Genomic DNA, 15,387 nt, shown 5'->3' on the forward strand with positions numbered 1-15,387 from the left:
ATGTCTAAAGGTGATTTTGGTGTTTTTTTGAAAAGTAATTTATTGTAAGCAATAACTGTTCCCAGTTGTATGTATTATTTTGTAGTAACCGACATTGGATGACTTTTATCAATTTTTCGAGGTTGGCGTTGAAGTTTTTAAGTTGCGGTCAAGTCAATTAGTACGTAGGCTTGCCAGTAATGCTGTTGATGGCTTTATGGTCAGTAGCAGAGAGGATGAAGGTGCCAGCGAGTACTGGTGAAACTGGGAAATAGGTATGTTTTTACTAAGCCTATGCTGCCCCCGCAACGGTGAATAAATTGCCAATGGTGATTTGTAAGTCCGGAGACCGGCCTTCATTTATTTAGGATGCTTAAAGGTATCCGCAAATTTGCTTCATACGGGTGGTATGAATCATTTTTAGGACATGAATATGCATATTGAACCTGGCGTCGTTGATGGCGCAAAAATGGCGTTAAGTTACGCCACTGCTTTGGCCGCTTTTGGCCTGTCTGCAAAAGCTTCTATTGATACGATCAAACAAAAAGGCTTGTTGTCCTTACTGGCTCGTAGTTCCCTGACCAGTTTATTGGTGTTCTTCTTCTTTGAAGTCATGCCCCATCATGGGGTGGGAGTATCTGAAGTTCACTTCATTTTAGGGTCAACGCTATTCTTAATGTTTGGCGCGGGTGCGGCTTCGATTGGTCTATTTATGGGACTTTTACTGCAAGGCCTATTGTTTGCGCCTTTTGATTTGCCCCAATATGGCATGAATGTCACCACCTTGTTATTGCCACTGTTTGCTATGGCCGCTGTATCTAAACGCGTGATTAGCAGTCAAACCGCTTATGTGGATATTTCTTATAAGCAGGCGTTGCAACTGTCTTTAACTTATCAAGGTGGCATTATCGCTTGGGTGGCATTTTGGGCGTTTTACGGACAAGGCTTTGGCGTTGAAAACCTAACCTCTGTGGCGACTTTTGGTCTCGCCTATTTGAGTGTCGTGTTGATCGAGCCTGTGTTGGATTTGGCTATTTTAGCCGGGGCTAAGCACTTGGATCGCATGAAAAATTCCAGTTTGTTTGAAACGCGTCTGTTTCGCTAACTCTTAAAGGGTCGTACTTTTAAACAGCTAAAAATACCCGTCAGTAGAGTAATTCCTCAACTGGCGGGTATTTTTTTGTCTATCTTTGGCCGTGTTGGGTGACAAAGTCTAGAAAGGCTTGGTTGGCTTTGGAAAGGTAGCTGTCTTTGCGCCAAGCAATGCTCAGATCGAGCCAAATAGGTGGCTCAAATGAGCGGGTAATCAGTTGGTCGTTTTTTTCGATTACCATGGCAAGTAGGGTAGAAATACCGAAGCCTTGTTGGGTAATGGATTTAATCAGCGGAATTAGGTTGGTTTCAAAGCTGATTTTAGGTGTCATGCCCGTACTTTGCGCTAGGGAATCGACAATGCGGCGGTGAAAGTACCCCTCCTTGAACATTACCAGTTCTTCTTCAAAAAACGTTTCTGGCGTCACGCTTTTAAGCTCGCTAAAGGCATGATCTGTGGCAACGGTTACCAGCATTTCCTCTCGTATTAAAGGTTGGATGGCGAGGTTATCGGGCAGGGATTCTGTGACGATCACGCTCAAATCCAGTTCCCCCTTCTCAAGCATTTTTTGCAGTTGCCAAGTGCCTCCTTCAATCACTTTTAAGGTGAGAGTAGGGTATTGATGACGAAACGCCATGAGTATCGGTGGGAAATAATATGAACCCATCATGCTGGGAATGCCGACCCTAACTTCTCCTTGGGCGAGTTCATTTAGCTCACTCATTTCCAATAGCGCTTCATCACAGGCTTGCACGATACGCCGAGCATGCTGTAGAAGCTTTTGGCCTTCATCGGTAAGGTTGATGTTTTTATCTCGGCGATGAATAAGCACTAGACCTAAATCATTTTCGAGCTTTTTAATTGCCATACTTACAGCCGGTTGAGCAACCCCGAGCAGCTTGGCTGCTTTGGTAAAGCTTCGTTGGTCAGCAATGGCGACTAGGTAACGCAGGGGCTTGGTATCCATCAACAACTCTTATGATTTTGATAATTTAGATATATTTTATTGATAAAAAGTCTAGGCGTATAGTGGCTTTCAAAGGATCACCATTAACTGAGAGTGAGGGGTTGGCAATGATAGAAGCAAATACTGGTAAGTTTTGGCAGGGCACGTTAGCGCTGGTACTAGGCTCCATCATGGTGTTCGCCAATGTTTATGTGACCCAGCCTTTGTTGCCTATGATTGCGAGTGAGTTCGCCATTAGCCCTTTACAAGCCAGTGCCAGTTTTACCATCACTACCTTAACCCTTGGTGTGTCGTTGTTGTTTTATGGCCCTATTTCCGATGCTCTCGGGCGCAAAGGAATAATGATGATGACTTTGGTAGGCGTCACAGTTACCACCTTTTGTTTGTCGCAAGTGAACAGTTACGAGTCCCTTTTGTTACTAAGAGCTGTGCAAGGCTTTTTCTTGGCAGGTCTCCCTGCCATTGCCGTGGCCTATTTGGGAGATGAGTACACACCAGAAGCCTTAGTCGTGGCAGTGGGTTTATACATTAGCGGAAACACGTTAGGGGGAATCGGTGGACGCTTGGTTGGAGGCTTTGTTGGCGAGTGGCTAGGATATTCGGCGGCTTTTTTTGTGATGTCTATAGTCAGTCTAAGTTGCTTACTAGCGTTTTATTGGCTGCTGCCAGCTTCTCAACACTTTACCCCTAAGCCATTAAAACTTGGTCATGTACTAACGAACATGGGTGGCCATTTAAGCAATCCGCGGTTACTGACTTGCTATTTTATCGGTGGTTTAAGTTTTCTCATCTTTATTAACCAATATAGCTATGTGACTTTTTTACTTGAAGCTGCGCCTTATCATTTAAGTGCTAAGTACGTGGGCTTGTTGTTTTTGACCTATTTAGCAGGAACGTTCGGCTCTGCGTTATCGGGTAAATTAGCCAAACGATGGGGGCAGGCACCGATTATGGTGCTTGGTAGTTGCATCTTTATGCTGGGCTCTTTGGTGACCTTAGGGGAAACATTGTGGTCGATTATTCTCGGTTTGTTGATAAACAGTTTTGGCTTTTTTCTATGTCACTCCACCACCAGTGGTATGGTGAGTCGCTTGGCGAAGCAAGCTAAAGCCAGTGCCTCGTCTCTGTATCTGCTGTTTTATTATGTGGGCGCCAGTGTCGGTGGCTTTTATTTAGACCCATTTTGGCAATTATGGGGTTGGAGTGGAGTGATCGCGGCATCTTGGCTGGTATTAGGTGTGGTGGTGTTGGCTGGGTTAAGTTTGATCTGGCGAAACAGCGTTTGCCATGAGAACTTGGTAAAGCTTTAGGATGAAAACTCATCCACTTTGGGATGGCTTGCGTATGATATATAAATACTTCAATTCACAACATTAAAGAGCCGATATGTTTTCTTTGTTTAAGTCCGACCCAAGCAAAAAACTCCACAAGAGCTATGCCGCGAAACTAGAGCAGGCCATGCAAGCGCAACGTAGTGGTGACATTCGTGGCTATGCAGAACTCACTGAGCAGGCAGAGCAAATCAAGGCGCAGCTGGATGCGCTGGAGGCTGAGAAAGGTACCCGCTAAGCCAGTGCTTGCTGGTTGCGCTTTAGAGAAAACTTGTTACTATGGTGGCATATAGTCGGGGGGCCAATTTGGCTGAGAGTGCATGTTATGCAGACCCGTTGAACCTGATTCAGTTAACACTGGCGTAGGGAACTATAGGTCGTTTCTGTCTCGGCAAGTGCCTGCTGCATTTGTTTATTCTATGGCTTGATATAGTTCCTGCGCTCGTTTTGGAGCCACTATGTCAAAGTTGTCCCCCATATCACTCACTGGTACTTTACCCCCAAAAGCAACGCCTATTGTGTTGACCATTGCTGGCTCAGATAGTGGCGGTGGAGCTGGTATTCAAGCGGATATCAAGGCTATTAGTGCCACCGGTGGTTATGCTTGTTCCGTGATCACAGCGATCACTGCACAAAACACTCTGGGTGTTGATGCCATTTTTGCAATTCCTTTAGAACACGTTGAAAAACAATTAGATGCTGTGTTCTCTGACCTGAATGTTCAAGCCGTTAAAATAGGCATGTTGGCGGACTGTAACATCATTAAGCTGGTGGCAAAAAAATTAGCAACGTATCGACCTGCTCACGTGGTAATTGATCCTGTGATGGTGGCCACCAGTGGTGATTTGCTGTTGCAGCAAGACGCTATCGCTACCCTCAAAACTGAACTCTTTTCTCTGGCTGATCTGATTACACCAAATTTACCTGAAGCGGTAGCATTAACAGGGGCGCCTTTACCTCAAGACACTAACGCCATGACAGACATGGTGAGTCAGCTTAGGCAGCTAGACTGCGGGGCGGTATTACTGAAAGGAGGACACCTAGAGCAAGAAGCAGACAGCACTGATTTATTAATCTTTGCTGATCGCATCGAGCACTTATCTGCTCCTCGTACTCAAACCCAAAATACCCATGGCACAGGCTGTACGCTTTCTTCGGCTATCGCGTGTTATCTGGCCCAAGGCCATGAATTATCCCAGGCGGTGGCATTAGGGAAAGAGTATATCAGCGAAGCCATTGCACATGCTGATGAGCTAAAAGTAGGGCAGGGCCACGGCCCTGTTCATCACTTTTTCCGGGGAGTGTAGCCTTGTCTCACTCATCCGATGCTCGCAAATGCCCACTTGGGATAATGCTTAGCAACCTTCAAATTACCTATTTGCAAGGTCATGAAGCGATTGTCGATAAGCTCTCTATGGATGTTCCCCCAGGGCAGTGGACCTGTTTGCTCGGCCCAAGTGGCGGAGGTAAATCCACTCTTTTGAAGTTCCTCGCGGGCTTATTGGATGATCAGGTACTCTGGTCCGGAGAGCTTAATATTTATCCAGATTCCGCAAGCTTAAAATCACAAGTGGCTTACATGGCTCAACAGGACTTGTTATTGCCTTGGCTGACTGTGCTGGACAATGTGCTGCTGAGCCGAAAATTTACGGATTCGGCTTCAGGTAAGGCAGAACAAGAGGGCGCTATAGAGCGAGCTAAAACACTGTTGGCGCAAGTAGGCTTGGCAGAACAAGAGCAACAATTCCCCCAGCAGTTATCCGGAGGTATGCGCCAACGAGTGGCGCTCGCTCGAACCTTGATGCAGGACAAAGGTGTCATTCTTATGGATGAGCCATTTTCTGCACTCGATGCGGTCACCCGTCACCGTTTACAGACTCTAGCTTATGAATTGTTGGCCGATAAAACCGTTATTTTAGTGACTCACGACCCCTTAGAGGCCATTCGTTTGGCTCACAATATGTATATTTTTAAGGGACGTCCAAGCCGAGTCGAAGCCTTATCTGTGCCCGTTAATTCCCCGCCTCGGGAATACGACGGCGAGTGTGCCGATCTTCAGCAAAGGATAATGAGCTTGCTGCAAAGTGATATAAAAGGGGGCTTACAGTGAGTGACTTTTCGCCACTAGACCCCGCATCTCATCGTGCAAATTTGGTAATGGCTCGCTCAACCGCACCCATATCCAAGTTTCTCACCGGACTTGGGTGTTTTCTTTTTATCTTGCTGCTGTGGCAGATATTGGTCAGTGCATTAGCCCTTCCTAGCTTTATATTGCCAGGGCCCATGGAGGTGCTGGAAAAGCTTTTTCAGCGCTATGAAGTATTGCTCCAGCATACTCTTGTCACCGGTCAAGAAATTATTTACGGCTTGATTCTTGGCCTCACCATGGGCTTGTTCTTTGCCTTGCAAATGCTGTTTTTTAAGCCGTTAAAACGTTGGTTGTTGCCCATACTAATTGTTAGCCAGGCGATTCCTGTGTTTGCTCTCGCGCCGATTTTGATGCTGTGGCTTGGTTACGGCATGGCCTCCAAGATTCTAATGGCCGCCATCATCATCTTTTTCCCTGTGACCACCTGTTGTTATGACGGTTTGCGTAACACCCCCCAAGGCTATTTGGACTTGGTGCAAACTATGGGGGCGAGCAAGTGGCAAAGACTTCGTTATGTGCAATGGCCTGCTTCGTTACCAACCTTAGCCTCCGGTGTTCGTATTGCTGTGGTCATTGCACCGATCGGTGCGATTGCTGGGGAGTGGGTGGGGTCTAGTGAAGGTCTGGGGTATCTCATGTTGCAGGCCAATGCACGCATGATGGTCGACGAAATGTTTGCCGCACTTTTTATCCTCTCGGGGCTATCCGTCACCCTGTATTTTGTCACCGATTACTTATTAAAACGCTACATCCATTGGTAAGGGCTCAGGCTGTGGCGGATGGTTATTCAAAGGTTTTTTAACAAAAGGAAAGATAATGAAAAATAACAAAGTTTTAAGTGCGATAGTGCTCAGTGCCAGTTTACTCTCGGCGCCTTTACAGGCGGCAGAAAAGTCACTGGACTTAATGTTGGATTGGTTTGTAAACCCAAATCATGGCCCCATTGTGATCGCGCAACAAAAGGGCTACTTTGCGGATAAAGGCTTAACGGTCAACATCCAAGAACCTGCGGATCCAAGTACACCCGCTAAGTTAGTGGCCGCTGGCAAGGTGGATCTAGCCGTGTCTTATCAGCCTAATTTAATTATGGATGTGGCCGCTGGCTTGCCGTTGATTCGTGCCGCGACTCTAGTCGCCACGCCTCTTAACACACTCACCGTGCTAGACAATGGTAAGATTAATAGCATTGCGGATTTGGCGGGTAAGAAAATAGGTATCTCGGTGGCGGGTAACGAAGAAGCGATTGTTGGCACCATGCTCAATGCTCATGGCGTGGATTATCAGGACGTGACCATAGTTAATGTTGGTTGGGCGCTGTCCTCGTCTTTAGCATCAGGTCAAGTCGATGCAACATGGGGCGGCTTTCGAAACTTTGAAACCAACCAATTAGCCTTAGAAGGTATTGCCGCCAAAGCGTTTTTCCCAGAAGAGCATCAAGTGCCAATTTACGATGAGCTGGTATTTGTCGCCAATGCTAATGACTACGATGCCGCTGCTTTACAGGCGTTTAATCAGGCCATTGAACAAGCCACAGTGTATATTCTTAATCATCCAGAAACGTCTTGGCAGGAGTTTGTTGCTTACTCGCCAGATACTTTGGACAACGAGTTGAATCGACTTGCTTGGTTAGCAACTTTGAGCCGCTTTGCGTTGCGCCCCGCCGCAGTTGATTTACCTCGCTATGATCATTATGCCCGTTTCATGTACGAGCAAAAAATTATTAGCCGTTTACCCGAAGCCAAAGATTACGTTCCCGTACTGTCTCGCTAAAAAACTCTAAGGCCGCTATATGCGGCCTTTTTTAATCCTAGTTCCTCATTCTTTACTTTTTTAACCACTGGTTGACACTTGGCTTAGGTATTAGTGTGGTAGCACGCTCAGTGCCGCCCTAGGCACAAATTATTTGATAGGAATAATGAAGGAATACAATGACCACATTAAAAGCACAAACCGATGCCAAAATTGAGCAATCTCGTAATGCTAATCCTGAATTTATGAAAAAAGTAGATGCGCTTATGGCGAAAGCTAAAGCGTTTGAGCAAGGCGATGAAGCGCTTAAAGTGGCACAAACAGCCCCAGACTTTGCACTGCCAAACCAAGAGGGTGAAGCCATTAATCTGTCTAAGCTTCTCGAAAAAGGCTCTGTTGTGGTGAGCTTTTATCGTGGCAGCTGGTGCCCATATTGCAACTTACAACTGCGCGCTTTGCAGGCTCATTTAGATGAAATTCATGCTCTTGGGGCTGAGCTCGTTGCCATCAGCCCACAAGTGCCAGATGGCAGTATGAGTAAAAATGATATCAGCAAAATGACTTTCCAAGTGCTGTCTGATCAAGGGGCTCAAGTTGCCGCTCAATATGGTGTGGCCTGGGAAGTACCTGAGTTCTTGTTGGAACATATGAAGGTTGACCGTCAGTTAGACTTAGAAAGTATTAACAACGGCAATGGCCAAATTTTACCAACCCCTGCAACCTTTGTGATCAATCAACAAGGTGAAGTTGTATGGCGCTTTGTGGATGTGGATTACCGCACACGTTCTGAGCCAGCTGATATTATTAAGGCGCTACAAGCCCTATAAGAGAGTAGCGAACCTCTATCACATTGATGCAAGTATTGGCTTGCATCAATGCAGTGATTGCCAAGTTAACCAAGGCAGTCCGACACGTACCGCTGCCATCAAGTCCGCTTTTGACCCTTCGTGATAACCGTATACACGTATCCCAAATATATGCAGCATCAGGCTTGCAGCCTTAGCTTTTGCTTCAGCCTCGGAGTTGGTCGTTAGCAATTTTTGGGCATAAATGTTTTCAATTTTACGTAAACACTCGGAAACGTAACTCTTTAATGAGGCATGTTCTGGGGTGAGCTCTAGTTGGCTTTTGACCAGAAAACAACTGCAATAGTCCGCTTGTTGGGATTCTTCGATAAAGCTCATGAGTATCCTTGGAAGAGCGTCCTCTGGTTTTTCGTATTGCGCTAAAAGAGATGTGAGCTGATCGATGGATTGTTGGACGTAATAGTCTAAAGAAGCTTTAAATAAACCTTCCTTGTTACCAAAGGCCAAATAAAGGCTACCCGGCTTTAGGCCTGTTTCCGCAACTAGGGTTTGCATGGACGTGGCGTGATAACCAAGCTGCCAAAAGGCCGACGTTGCTTTCTGCAAAACCTGCTGTTTGTCATATTGTGCTTTCGCCATGTGGAAGTCCCTGAATTTGAATTTATCCGAAATTGGTGCACTTTTAGCCATTATATCGATTCAATTATGAAGACTGCAATGAATTTGAGTAAATGCTCAATATGATGTTGAATGTTCGTTCAAATGCTGTTTGAATACCTGTTCAAGATAAATTTTATTGCTGAGGTTATTCATGTCTTTACAAGATCAGATTGCAGAATATAAAGCTGGCTTTGTACAAAAAGCGCCATTAAACGTTCAAGAGCTTATGAAGCTAGCCACTCAAAACTTGGCAGATTCTGGCATTGTGGATAAAGCCCCTAAAGTGGCAGACACACTGCCAGCATTCTCTTTACCTAACCAAAATGGTGACGAAGTGACATTGGCAGCGCTATTGGCGAAAGGACCTGTTGTGGTGACTTTCTACCGTGGCGGTTGGTGCCCATACTGTAATCTTGAGCTAAAAGCTTACCAAGATCAGCTAGCAAACATTAAAGCGCAAAATGCTACACTTGTTGCCATCACACCAGAATTGCCTGATGCGTCTTTGTCTACTGCAGAGAAAAATGCTCTAGAGTTTGAAGTACTATCCGATGTTAATTCTGCTTACGCTAAGAGCCTAGGCTTGGTGTTCTCTCTACCAGAAGAGCTGCGCCCAATTTACCTGTCTTTTGGCATCGATGTAGAAAAACACAATGGCGAAGGTCAATTTGATCTACCATTGGCGGCGACTTTTGTTATAGCACAAGATGGTACTGTTGCTAGCGCATTTGTTGATGCAGACTACACAGCTCGCCAAGAGCCTGCTGAAATTGTAGAGGCTCTTAAAGCTCTATAAGAGTGTTCTGATTGCGTTGCCTATGACGCAGCCTTAACAGCATTAGCCAGCTTATCGGGAACGATAAGCTGGCTTTTTGCATTTGGGTAAGGCAAATAGCCATTAAAGAGTGGTTTCATCATATAATTGCTCTACCATTAGTCACCCTCAATATTAGCGACGCAAGAGTAAGTACCCATGAACACAAGAGTGTATAAAGAAGTCCATCGATTGGCGAAGGCGTTAATGACGGCGGCTCAGAAAAAAGATCAAGCAAGCTTTGATGGGCATTATACGAAGCTTAAGCAGCTATGTGAGCTGCATGATGGCAGCGATAAAGATCATCCAGTGCAGTGGGAAACCCTTGGGGATTTTACCGATGATTTTGATTTAGCGATTAGTATTTATGAAAAGGCCCTGAGCAAAGCCAAGGCAAAAAATGCCCAAGAATATATGGCTTCCATTGGTTATTCTGTGGCGTTATTGAAGGTTGAGCTGGGTGACACTCAAGCTGCCTTAGTGAGTTTGCAACAAGCCAAAACCAATGCTCAGAATATTATCGATAAAGATTTAAAGACAGAGATTCAGCAGCTCATTAAAAAGCTGGAATCTGCTTAGGCTAGCTTGTCGTTTTGGTCGGCAAACCATTGAGCTAACAGGCTGGCGACCATTCGGGCGCCAGAATTTTCTGACTCAATTTGGCGGATTAATGCTGACCATTCTAACCCTAGGGCATGTTCTCCTAAACTCACGGCTTTTAATGTGTTGTTCTTTAAGCTGGCTTGTATCGCCCAGCGGGACAATATACTCACACCAAATCCTGCCGCCACTAATTCAAGTATCGCATCTGTTGCTTCAACAACGGTCACAAGGTGGGGAAGTACTCCAGAAGGTCGAATAAACCTTTCATATTCAAAGCCAGGTTGGGCGCTTTTACTGTAAGTTAAATAGTCTTCACTGGTTAAATCTGCGGCCTCTATAAAGGCCTTGCTTGCCAATTTATGGTAAGGGTGAGTGACTAAAACCAGTTCATCTTTGAAGACCTGATAAGCTTCGACGCCAGGTTGTGTTAGGTGGCCAGGCGCTAAGATCACATCCACATCCCCTTGTTGTAAGCTGGTCAAAGGGTTTTGGGTAGCAGAGGCAACTAATTCTAATTGCAGTCTAGGTTCTGTTTCTTTTAAAAACCTTAAGAAAGCGGGCAGCCAGTGATAGCAGGTGTAAGCGGCAATACCAAAGCGCACCACATACGCTTGTTTGTGGGCCAGTTGCTGAAAGTCAAATTCTGCTCGTTGCAGTATGGGAATAATTTGATTGGCTGTTTGCGTCATGGCACGTCCAGCCGGAGTTAAGCGCAGCCCTCGACCCTCTTTTTCAAATAGGCTACCACCTAAGCGTCGCTCAGCTTCCGCTAATCTATGGCTTAGGGCTGATTGGCTAATCGCCAAGGCTTGAGCCGCTTTCCTGAGGGTGCCAGCTTTATCTATGGCAGTCAGCATTTGCCAATGTTTGATGTCCAATTGCATAGCCAAATAGCCACTCGATAAATGAAATAGATGTAAATTATTAATCAATTGGAATAATTATTCATTATTTTGTTCATCTATTATGCCTTAGAGTGAGTTTTTATTTCACGGTGAATAAGGGTGCTATGCAAACTCAACAAGATAAAACTGGTCATTATTTGGTGCTCATGGCGGCTTGTTTTTATGGTTTAAATCCATTTTTCGCACAATTGTTGTTTCAACAAGGGCTTGGTGCCGAGGTAGTGAGCTTAAGTCGCTTTATTTTGCCGGCCTTATTATTTTCTGGATTTTTAAAGTGCCAGCGTGAAAATAGAGGGGAGGTGGCACGTAGTCTTGCTTTAGGGATGATGGGTGGGGTGGCCATTTTTGCTTACTTTTATGCGTTACAAATCATTCCCGCCGCTACAGCCATATTAATCTATTACAGTTATCCGTTATTTAGCGTGTTAATCGGTTGGTTTTGGTTCAAACGTGGGGTTTCGCAGAATACCCTTGTATCGGGTGCTTTAGTGGCCATCGCAGCCTCTTTAACCGTTCGTCCAGAAGGCTTGTCGAGTGAAGCCTATATGGCCATTATTGGCTGCTTTATGGCGCCATTGGCTGTGGCCACCCAAGTGCAGTATTTATCTAAACCTAAGCATTTTTTGCCCATTAAACAACGCATGGCATGGATCACTCTTGGTCATGTTGTGATCTTGTTGCCCCTTACGCTCTGGCAAGCTCCCGAGCAGTTACTTCCCGTTAGTATGGAAGGCTATTTTGCACTTGGGGGCATTGCACTGTTATCGGCAGCGTTACCTCAGGTGTTGTTTATGATGGGGGCAACCAAGTCCTCGGTGGACAAAAACACCATCGCAGGTTCACTTGAGCTGGTGGTCGCCTTAATGACAGGAGCTGTTTTATTGTCCCAACCACTAGATCGCTTAGACATCACCGCCATGTTGTTAATCTTCGCCGCATTACTTATTCGACAAGAAATGCGTCAGCAAAACTCAGGTTCTGTGGTATCTACTTAGTCCTAGAACGAATTATCCACGGTGTTTTTTGCTCACCTTGTTAAGGGGGAATCGGGTAAACTGATGGCAATCAGCTCGTTTAGTAGCTGTCTGAGAAGAAAGTGAAGTAAGTCAAAATGCAGCGTCCGAGCAAAGAAGAAATACGATTATTACCTCCCTACCAGGGACTGAGCCTTGAAAATATAAGTTTGGTGGAAACAGAGCAGGATGCTCAGCAAGCCTTAGCGATTCTGTCCGCTCAGGCGAGTGTTGGTTTCGATACAGAAAGTAAGCCCATGTTTCGTAAGGGGGAAGTGAGTCCTGGGCCTGTGCTGATACAACTCGCCACTGAGCATCAAGGTTTCCTTTTTTTTCGACGTTTTCCTGCGGCTATGGCTGCGGCGGCGCAGATTTTGGCGAATCCTGACATTCAAAAAATAGGTTTTGGATTAAAGGACGATAAAAAAGAACTGCGAAATAAATTGGCGATCGACATAGAAAACACCAAAGATTTATCGATCACCTTGAAGCATCTAGTCGGTGAAAAAAACAGTATCGGTGCCAGAGCGGGTGTGGCTATGGTGCTGAAAACCCGTCTGAGCAAAGGTGCTCAACGTTCGAACTGGGCCCGTTACCCTTTAAGAAAAGAGCAGGTACTCTATGCTGCTAACGATGCCCATTGTGCTATTTGTATCGAGTTAGCTTTACAAAACAACTAGTGATTTAGACGCATTTAGCAATGTATTTGTGCTGAAATAGCTGTGCCATAGGCAAAAAAAAGCCCCGCAAGCGAGGCTATAAAACTAGAGAGTAACGTTACAATTAAAGGAGTAACGTGCCGCCGCTAAGCGGCTATCTGAATCACTACAGATACCTGTAGAGAAAGCAGTCGTGATCCTTAAGGTCTTGTTAGTCGACCTATTCGGAAATTTCTAAACGGCACTTTGTTTAAGTGCTTTGTCTTCCAATACTTCTTTTAGGTGTAGCCAAGTTTCGATGACTGTGTCCGGGTTAAGGGACATACTCTCGATACCTTGCTCTACTAACCAGTCTGCAAAATCCGCGTGGTCAGAAGGGCCTTGGCCACAAATCCCCACATATTTTCCCTTAGCTCGACAAGCTTCAATGGCAAGTTTAAGCAGTTTTTTAACGGCTGGGTTACGCTCGTCAAACTTATCTGCGATCAAGCCAGAGTCTCGGTCTAACCCTAGGGTTAGCTGGGTCAAATCGTTAGAGCCAATGGAGAAGCCATCGAAGTATTCTAAGAAGTCTTCAGCCAGTAAGGCATTAGATGGCAGTTCGCACATCATGATGACTTTTAAGCCGTTTTCGCCTCTTGCTAAGCCTTGCTCCGCTAGCAGTTCGGTGACTTGCTGAGCTTCTTCTAGGGTGCGCACAAAGGGGATCATGATTTGCACATTGGTAAAGCCCATGTCGTTACGGACTCGGCGAATGGCTTCACACTCCAAGGCAAAGCAGTCGCGGAACGAGTCATCGATGTAGCGAGCAGCACCACGAAAACCGAGCATTGGGTTCTCTTCGTCCGGTTCAAACAAAGGCCCACCCACTAGGTTGTGGTACTCGTTTGATTTAAAGTCCGATAAACGCACGATGACAGGCTTATTGGAGAAAGAGCAGGCCAGCGTGGCAACCCCTTCTACTAGCTTGTCTACATAGAACTCAACTGGCCCTTGGTAACCCGCAATACGATGATCGATTTCCTCTTGTAGCTGAGGTGTCATTGTCTCGTAGTTCAGTAGCGCTTTCGGGTGAATACCAATCATACGGTTGATAATGAATTCTAAGCGCGCCAGACCGATACCAGCATTCGGTAGCATAGCGAAGTCGAAAGCACGGTTAGGATTACCCACGTTCATCATGATTTTCACTGGCAGCTCTGGCATATTGCCCACTTCCGAGGTGATCACATCAAGCGCCAGTTCCCCTTGGTAAACAAAGCCCATGTCACCTTGTGCACAAGACACAGTGACTTTTTGGCCATCCTGCAAGACTTGTGTGGCATCACCACAACCGACGACCGCAGGTATGCCTAGCTCACGAGCAATGATCGCCGCGTGACAAGTACGGCCGCCACGGTTAGTGACAATGGCAGAAGCCCGCTTCATGATAGGTTCCCAATCTGGGTCGGTAATGTCCGTGACCAGAATGTCCCCCGGCTGGATACGATCCATTTCCGTGATAGAAGATAAGACTTTCACCTCACCTGTGCCGATTTTGTGACCAATAGCACGACCGGTAATGATGACGGGCGCTGTTTCTTTTAGGCTAAAGCGCTCCATACTTTGCGCGCTGCCTTGGCTGCGGACAGTTTCTGGGCGAGCTTGAACTATGTAGATCTTGCCATCGACACCATCTTTGGCCCACTCAATGTCCATTGGACGTTGGTAATGTTCTTCAATGATGCAGGCTTGTCGTGCTAAGTCTTGAATCTCATCATCTGTTAGAGCAAAGCGGTTTTGGGCATCCAGTGTGACCGGTACAATTTTGACAAATTCATCGTCGCTACCGGCTTCAGCGTATTCCATTTTTTGCGCTTTGCTGCCCAAACTTTTGCGTACCACAGCAGGGCGTTTAGCGGCCAATGTTGGTTTATGAACATAGTATTCATCAGGATTGACCGTACCCTGTACGACCATTTCCCCAAGACCGTAAGCTGCCGTGATGAAGACCACTTCGTCAAACCCTGACTCAGTATCAAGGGTGAACAGCACACCAGAAGCACCGATGTCACTGCGTACCATTTTTTGGATACCAGCAGATAGGGCAACACCTTGGTGCTCAAAACCTTGGTGCACACGGTATGAGATAGCACGATCATTAAATAAAGAGGCAAACACTCGTTTAATGGAGGCTTTGATGTCGGCAAGCCCAACCACATTCAAGTAGGTTTCTTGTTGACCAGCAAAAGACGCATCTGGCAAGTCTTCTGCGGTGGCAGACGAGCGCACGGCAAAAGAGCTGTCTTCGGCATTGTCATCGCATAGGATGGCAAATGCGGCTTCAATTTCTTGGTTAAATTCGTCTGAAAAATTGGCTTCTTCCACCCATTGACGGATTTTTATACCCGCCTCAGCAAGGGCGTGTACATCGTCCACATCTAGGGCATCTAGAGTTTGATGAATTTTATTGTCGAGGCCACTTTCAGTTAGGAAGCTTTGATAAGCATAGGAAGTGGTCGCGAAACCATTTGGTACTTGGATACCAAGGTCTGTCAGGTTAGAAATCATTTCTCCTAAAGAGGCGTTTTTACCGCCAACTTCACCGACATCTTCTAAACGAAGATCTTTGAACCACTTTATAAACTTGCTCACTTGAGCCTCCAGATTACGTTAGTTG

The 15,387-nt window shown here is 45.9% G+C and carries 16 protein-coding genes and 2 riboswitches; of the genes, 12 read left to right on the forward strand and 4 right to left on the reverse strand.

Annotated features, from left to right (window positions below):
• Nucleotides 1-202: 202 nt before the first annotated feature.
• Nucleotides 203-351: riboswitch (cobalamin riboswitch) on the forward strand.
• A gap of 61 nt (nucleotides 352-412) precedes the next feature.
• The gene (locus tag ACUM5Y_RS04980) at nucleotides 413-1,084 is read left to right on the forward strand and encodes an energy-coupling factor ABC transporter permease (RefSeq protein ID WP_445975761.1); all 672 of its coding nucleotides are present in this window, start codon (nucleotides 413-415) and stop codon (nucleotides 1,082-1,084) included.
• 79 nt (nucleotides 1,085-1,163) lie between these two features.
• On the opposite strand, the gene ACUM5Y_RS04985 is transcribed toward ACUM5Y_RS04980, so the two are convergent.
• Entirely contained in the window at nucleotides 1,164-2,039 is an 876-nt protein-coding gene (locus tag ACUM5Y_RS04985; protein WP_445975762.1) for a LysR family transcriptional regulator, read from the reverse strand.
• Between the two features lie 107 nt (nucleotides 2,040-2,146).
• Here ACUM5Y_RS04985 and ACUM5Y_RS04990 point away from each other — a divergent pair, with 107 nt between their 5' ends.
• The 7 genes from ACUM5Y_RS04990 to ACUM5Y_RS05020 all read left to right on the forward strand — a co-directional run bounded on the left by ACUM5Y_RS04990 (nucleotide 2,147) and on the right by ACUM5Y_RS05020 (nucleotide 8,095).
• Nucleotides 2,147-3,349, forward strand: coding sequence for an MFS transporter (locus tag ACUM5Y_RS04990; protein WP_445975763.1), 1,203 nt, complete (start codon nucleotides 2,147-2,149; stop codon nucleotides 3,347-3,349).
• A 76-nt stretch (nucleotides 3,350-3,425) separates the two neighbouring features.
• Nucleotides 3,426-3,608, forward strand: coding sequence for a DUF6435 family protein (locus tag ACUM5Y_RS04995; RefSeq protein WP_445975764.1), 183 nt, complete (start codon nucleotides 3,426-3,428; stop codon nucleotides 3,606-3,608).
• A 46-nt stretch (nucleotides 3,609-3,654) separates the two neighbouring features.
• Nucleotides 3,655-3,756: riboswitch (TPP riboswitch) on the forward strand.
• 72 nt (nucleotides 3,757-3,828) lie between these two features.
• A complete protein-coding gene (gene thiD / locus ACUM5Y_RS05000) occupies nucleotides 3,829-4,677 on the forward strand; it encodes a bifunctional hydroxymethylpyrimidine kinase/phosphomethylpyrimidine kinase (protein ID WP_445975765.1) in 849 nt (282 codons plus the stop codon).
• 2 nt (nucleotides 4,678-4,679) lie between these two features.
• Nucleotides 4,680-5,480 (forward strand): ABC transporter ATP-binding protein, encoded by an 801-nt coding sequence (locus ACUM5Y_RS05005; RefSeq protein WP_445975766.1) that lies wholly within the window; start codon nucleotides 4,680-4,682, stop codon nucleotides 5,478-5,480.
• A complete protein-coding gene (locus tag ACUM5Y_RS05010; protein WP_445975767.1) occupies nucleotides 5,477-6,280 on the forward strand; it encodes an ABC transporter permease in 804 nt (267 codons plus the stop codon). Before ACUM5Y_RS05005 ends, ACUM5Y_RS05010 begins: the two co-directional genes overlap by 4 nt.
• Before the next feature lie 55 nt (nucleotides 6,281-6,335).
• Nucleotides 6,336-7,289: an ABC transporter substrate-binding protein gene (locus ACUM5Y_RS05015; protein ID WP_445975768.1), complete on the forward strand. Its 954-nt coding sequence runs from the start codon at nucleotides 6,336-6,338 to the stop codon at nucleotides 7,287-7,289.
• A 158-nt stretch (nucleotides 7,290-7,447) separates the two neighbouring features.
• Nucleotides 7,448-8,095, forward strand: coding sequence for a peroxiredoxin-like family protein (locus ACUM5Y_RS05020; RefSeq protein ID WP_445975769.1), 648 nt, complete (start codon nucleotides 7,448-7,450; stop codon nucleotides 8,093-8,095).
• A 45-nt stretch (nucleotides 8,096-8,140) separates the two neighbouring features.
• Here ACUM5Y_RS05020 and ACUM5Y_RS05025 read toward each other — a convergent pair whose 3' ends face one another.
• Nucleotides 8,141-8,713 carry a TetR/AcrR family transcriptional regulator gene (locus ACUM5Y_RS05025; RefSeq protein ID WP_445975770.1) on the reverse strand — a complete coding sequence of 191 codons (573 nt, stop codon included), beginning with the start codon at nucleotides 8,711-8,713 and terminating at the stop codon, nucleotides 8,141-8,143.
• A 172-nt stretch (nucleotides 8,714-8,885) separates the two neighbouring features.
• Between ACUM5Y_RS05025 and ACUM5Y_RS05030 the strand changes: the two genes are divergently transcribed.
• Both ACUM5Y_RS05030 and ACUM5Y_RS05035 read left to right on the forward strand, forming a co-directional pair.
• Nucleotides 8,886-9,530 carry a peroxiredoxin-like family protein gene (locus ACUM5Y_RS05030; RefSeq protein ID WP_445975771.1) on the forward strand — a complete coding sequence of 215 codons (645 nt, stop codon included), beginning with the start codon at nucleotides 8,886-8,888 and terminating at the stop codon, nucleotides 9,528-9,530.
• A gap of 177 nt (nucleotides 9,531-9,707) precedes the next feature.
• Entirely contained in the window at nucleotides 9,708-10,127 is a 420-nt protein-coding gene (locus tag ACUM5Y_RS05035) for a tetratricopeptide repeat protein (RefSeq protein WP_445975772.1), read from the forward strand.
• Here ACUM5Y_RS05035 and ACUM5Y_RS05040 read toward each other — a convergent pair.
• The gene (locus ACUM5Y_RS05040) at nucleotides 10,124-11,035 is read right to left on the reverse strand and encodes a LysR family transcriptional regulator (protein ID WP_445975773.1); all 912 of its coding nucleotides are present in this window, start codon (nucleotides 11,033-11,035) and stop codon (nucleotides 10,124-10,126) included. The genes ACUM5Y_RS05035 and ACUM5Y_RS05040 overlap by 4 nt on opposite strands.
• A 125-nt stretch (nucleotides 11,036-11,160) precedes the next feature.
• Here ACUM5Y_RS05040 and ACUM5Y_RS05045 point away from each other — a divergent pair, with 125 nt between their 5' ends.
• The gene (locus ACUM5Y_RS05045; RefSeq protein ID WP_445975774.1) at nucleotides 11,161-12,051 is read left to right on the forward strand and encodes a DMT family transporter; all 891 of its coding nucleotides are present in this window, start codon (nucleotides 11,161-11,163) and stop codon (nucleotides 12,049-12,051) included.
• Nucleotides 12,052-12,167: 116 nt separating this feature from the next.
• Complete coding sequence (locus ACUM5Y_RS05050) at nucleotides 12,168-12,749, forward strand: 3'-5' exonuclease (protein ID WP_445975775.1); 582 nt, start codon at nucleotides 12,168-12,170, stop codon at nucleotides 12,747-12,749.
• A 213-nt stretch (nucleotides 12,750-12,962) separates the two neighbouring features.
• On the opposite strand, the gene ppsA is transcribed toward ACUM5Y_RS05050, so the two are convergent.
• On the reverse strand, nucleotides 12,963-15,362 hold the full coding sequence (gene ppsA, locus ACUM5Y_RS05055; protein WP_445975776.1) for a phosphoenolpyruvate synthase: 2,400 nt from the start codon (nucleotides 15,360-15,362) through the stop codon (nucleotides 12,963-12,965).
• Nucleotides 15,363-15,387 lie beyond the last annotated feature (25 nt).

Source organism: Marinomonas dokdonensis (assembly GCF_052747885.1).

What these genes read in the sequence shown, in the direction of transcription:
- ACUM5Y_RS04980 (WP_445975761.1), top strand. Translation starts at nt 413, where the DNA reads ATGCATATTGAACCTGGCGTCGTTGATGGCGCAAAAATGGCGTTAAGT.
- ACUM5Y_RS04985 (WP_445975762.1), bottom strand. Translation starts at nt 2,039, where the DNA reads ATGGATACCAAGCCCCTGCGTTACCTAGTCGCCATTGCTGACCAACGA.
- ACUM5Y_RS04990 (WP_445975763.1), top strand. Translation starts at nt 2,147, where the DNA reads ATGATAGAAGCAAATACTGGTAAGTTTTGGCAGGGCACGTTAGCGCTG.
- ACUM5Y_RS04995 (WP_445975764.1), top strand. Translation starts at nt 3,426, where the DNA reads ATGTTTTCTTTGTTTAAGTCCGACCCAAGCAAAAAACTCCACAAGAGC.
- thiD (WP_445975765.1), top strand. Translation starts at nt 3,829, where the DNA reads ATGTCAAAGTTGTCCCCCATATCACTCACTGGTACTTTACCCCCAAAA.
- ACUM5Y_RS05015 (WP_445975768.1), top strand. Translation starts at nt 6,336, where the DNA reads ATGAAAAATAACAAAGTTTTAAGTGCGATAGTGCTCAGTGCCAGTTTA.
- ACUM5Y_RS05020 (WP_445975769.1), top strand. Translation starts at nt 7,448, where the DNA reads ATGACCACATTAAAAGCACAAACCGATGCCAAAATTGAGCAATCTCGT.
- ACUM5Y_RS05025 (WP_445975770.1), bottom strand. Translation starts at nt 8,713, where the DNA reads ATGGCGAAAGCACAATATGACAAACAGCAGGTTTTGCAGAAAGCAACG.
- ACUM5Y_RS05030 (WP_445975771.1), top strand. Translation starts at nt 8,886, where the DNA reads ATGTCTTTACAAGATCAGATTGCAGAATATAAAGCTGGCTTTGTACAA.
- ACUM5Y_RS05035 (WP_445975772.1), top strand. Translation starts at nt 9,708, where the DNA reads ATGAACACAAGAGTGTATAAAGAAGTCCATCGATTGGCGAAGGCGTTA.
- ACUM5Y_RS05040 (WP_445975773.1), bottom strand. Translation starts at nt 11,035, where the DNA reads ATGCAATTGGACATCAAACATTGGCAAATGCTGACTGCCATAGATAAA.
- ACUM5Y_RS05045 (WP_445975774.1), top strand. Translation starts at nt 11,161, where the DNA reads ATGCAAACTCAACAAGATAAAACTGGTCATTATTTGGTGCTCATGGCG.
- ACUM5Y_RS05050 (WP_445975775.1), top strand. Translation starts at nt 12,168, where the DNA reads ATGCAGCGTCCGAGCAAAGAAGAAATACGATTATTACCTCCCTACCAG.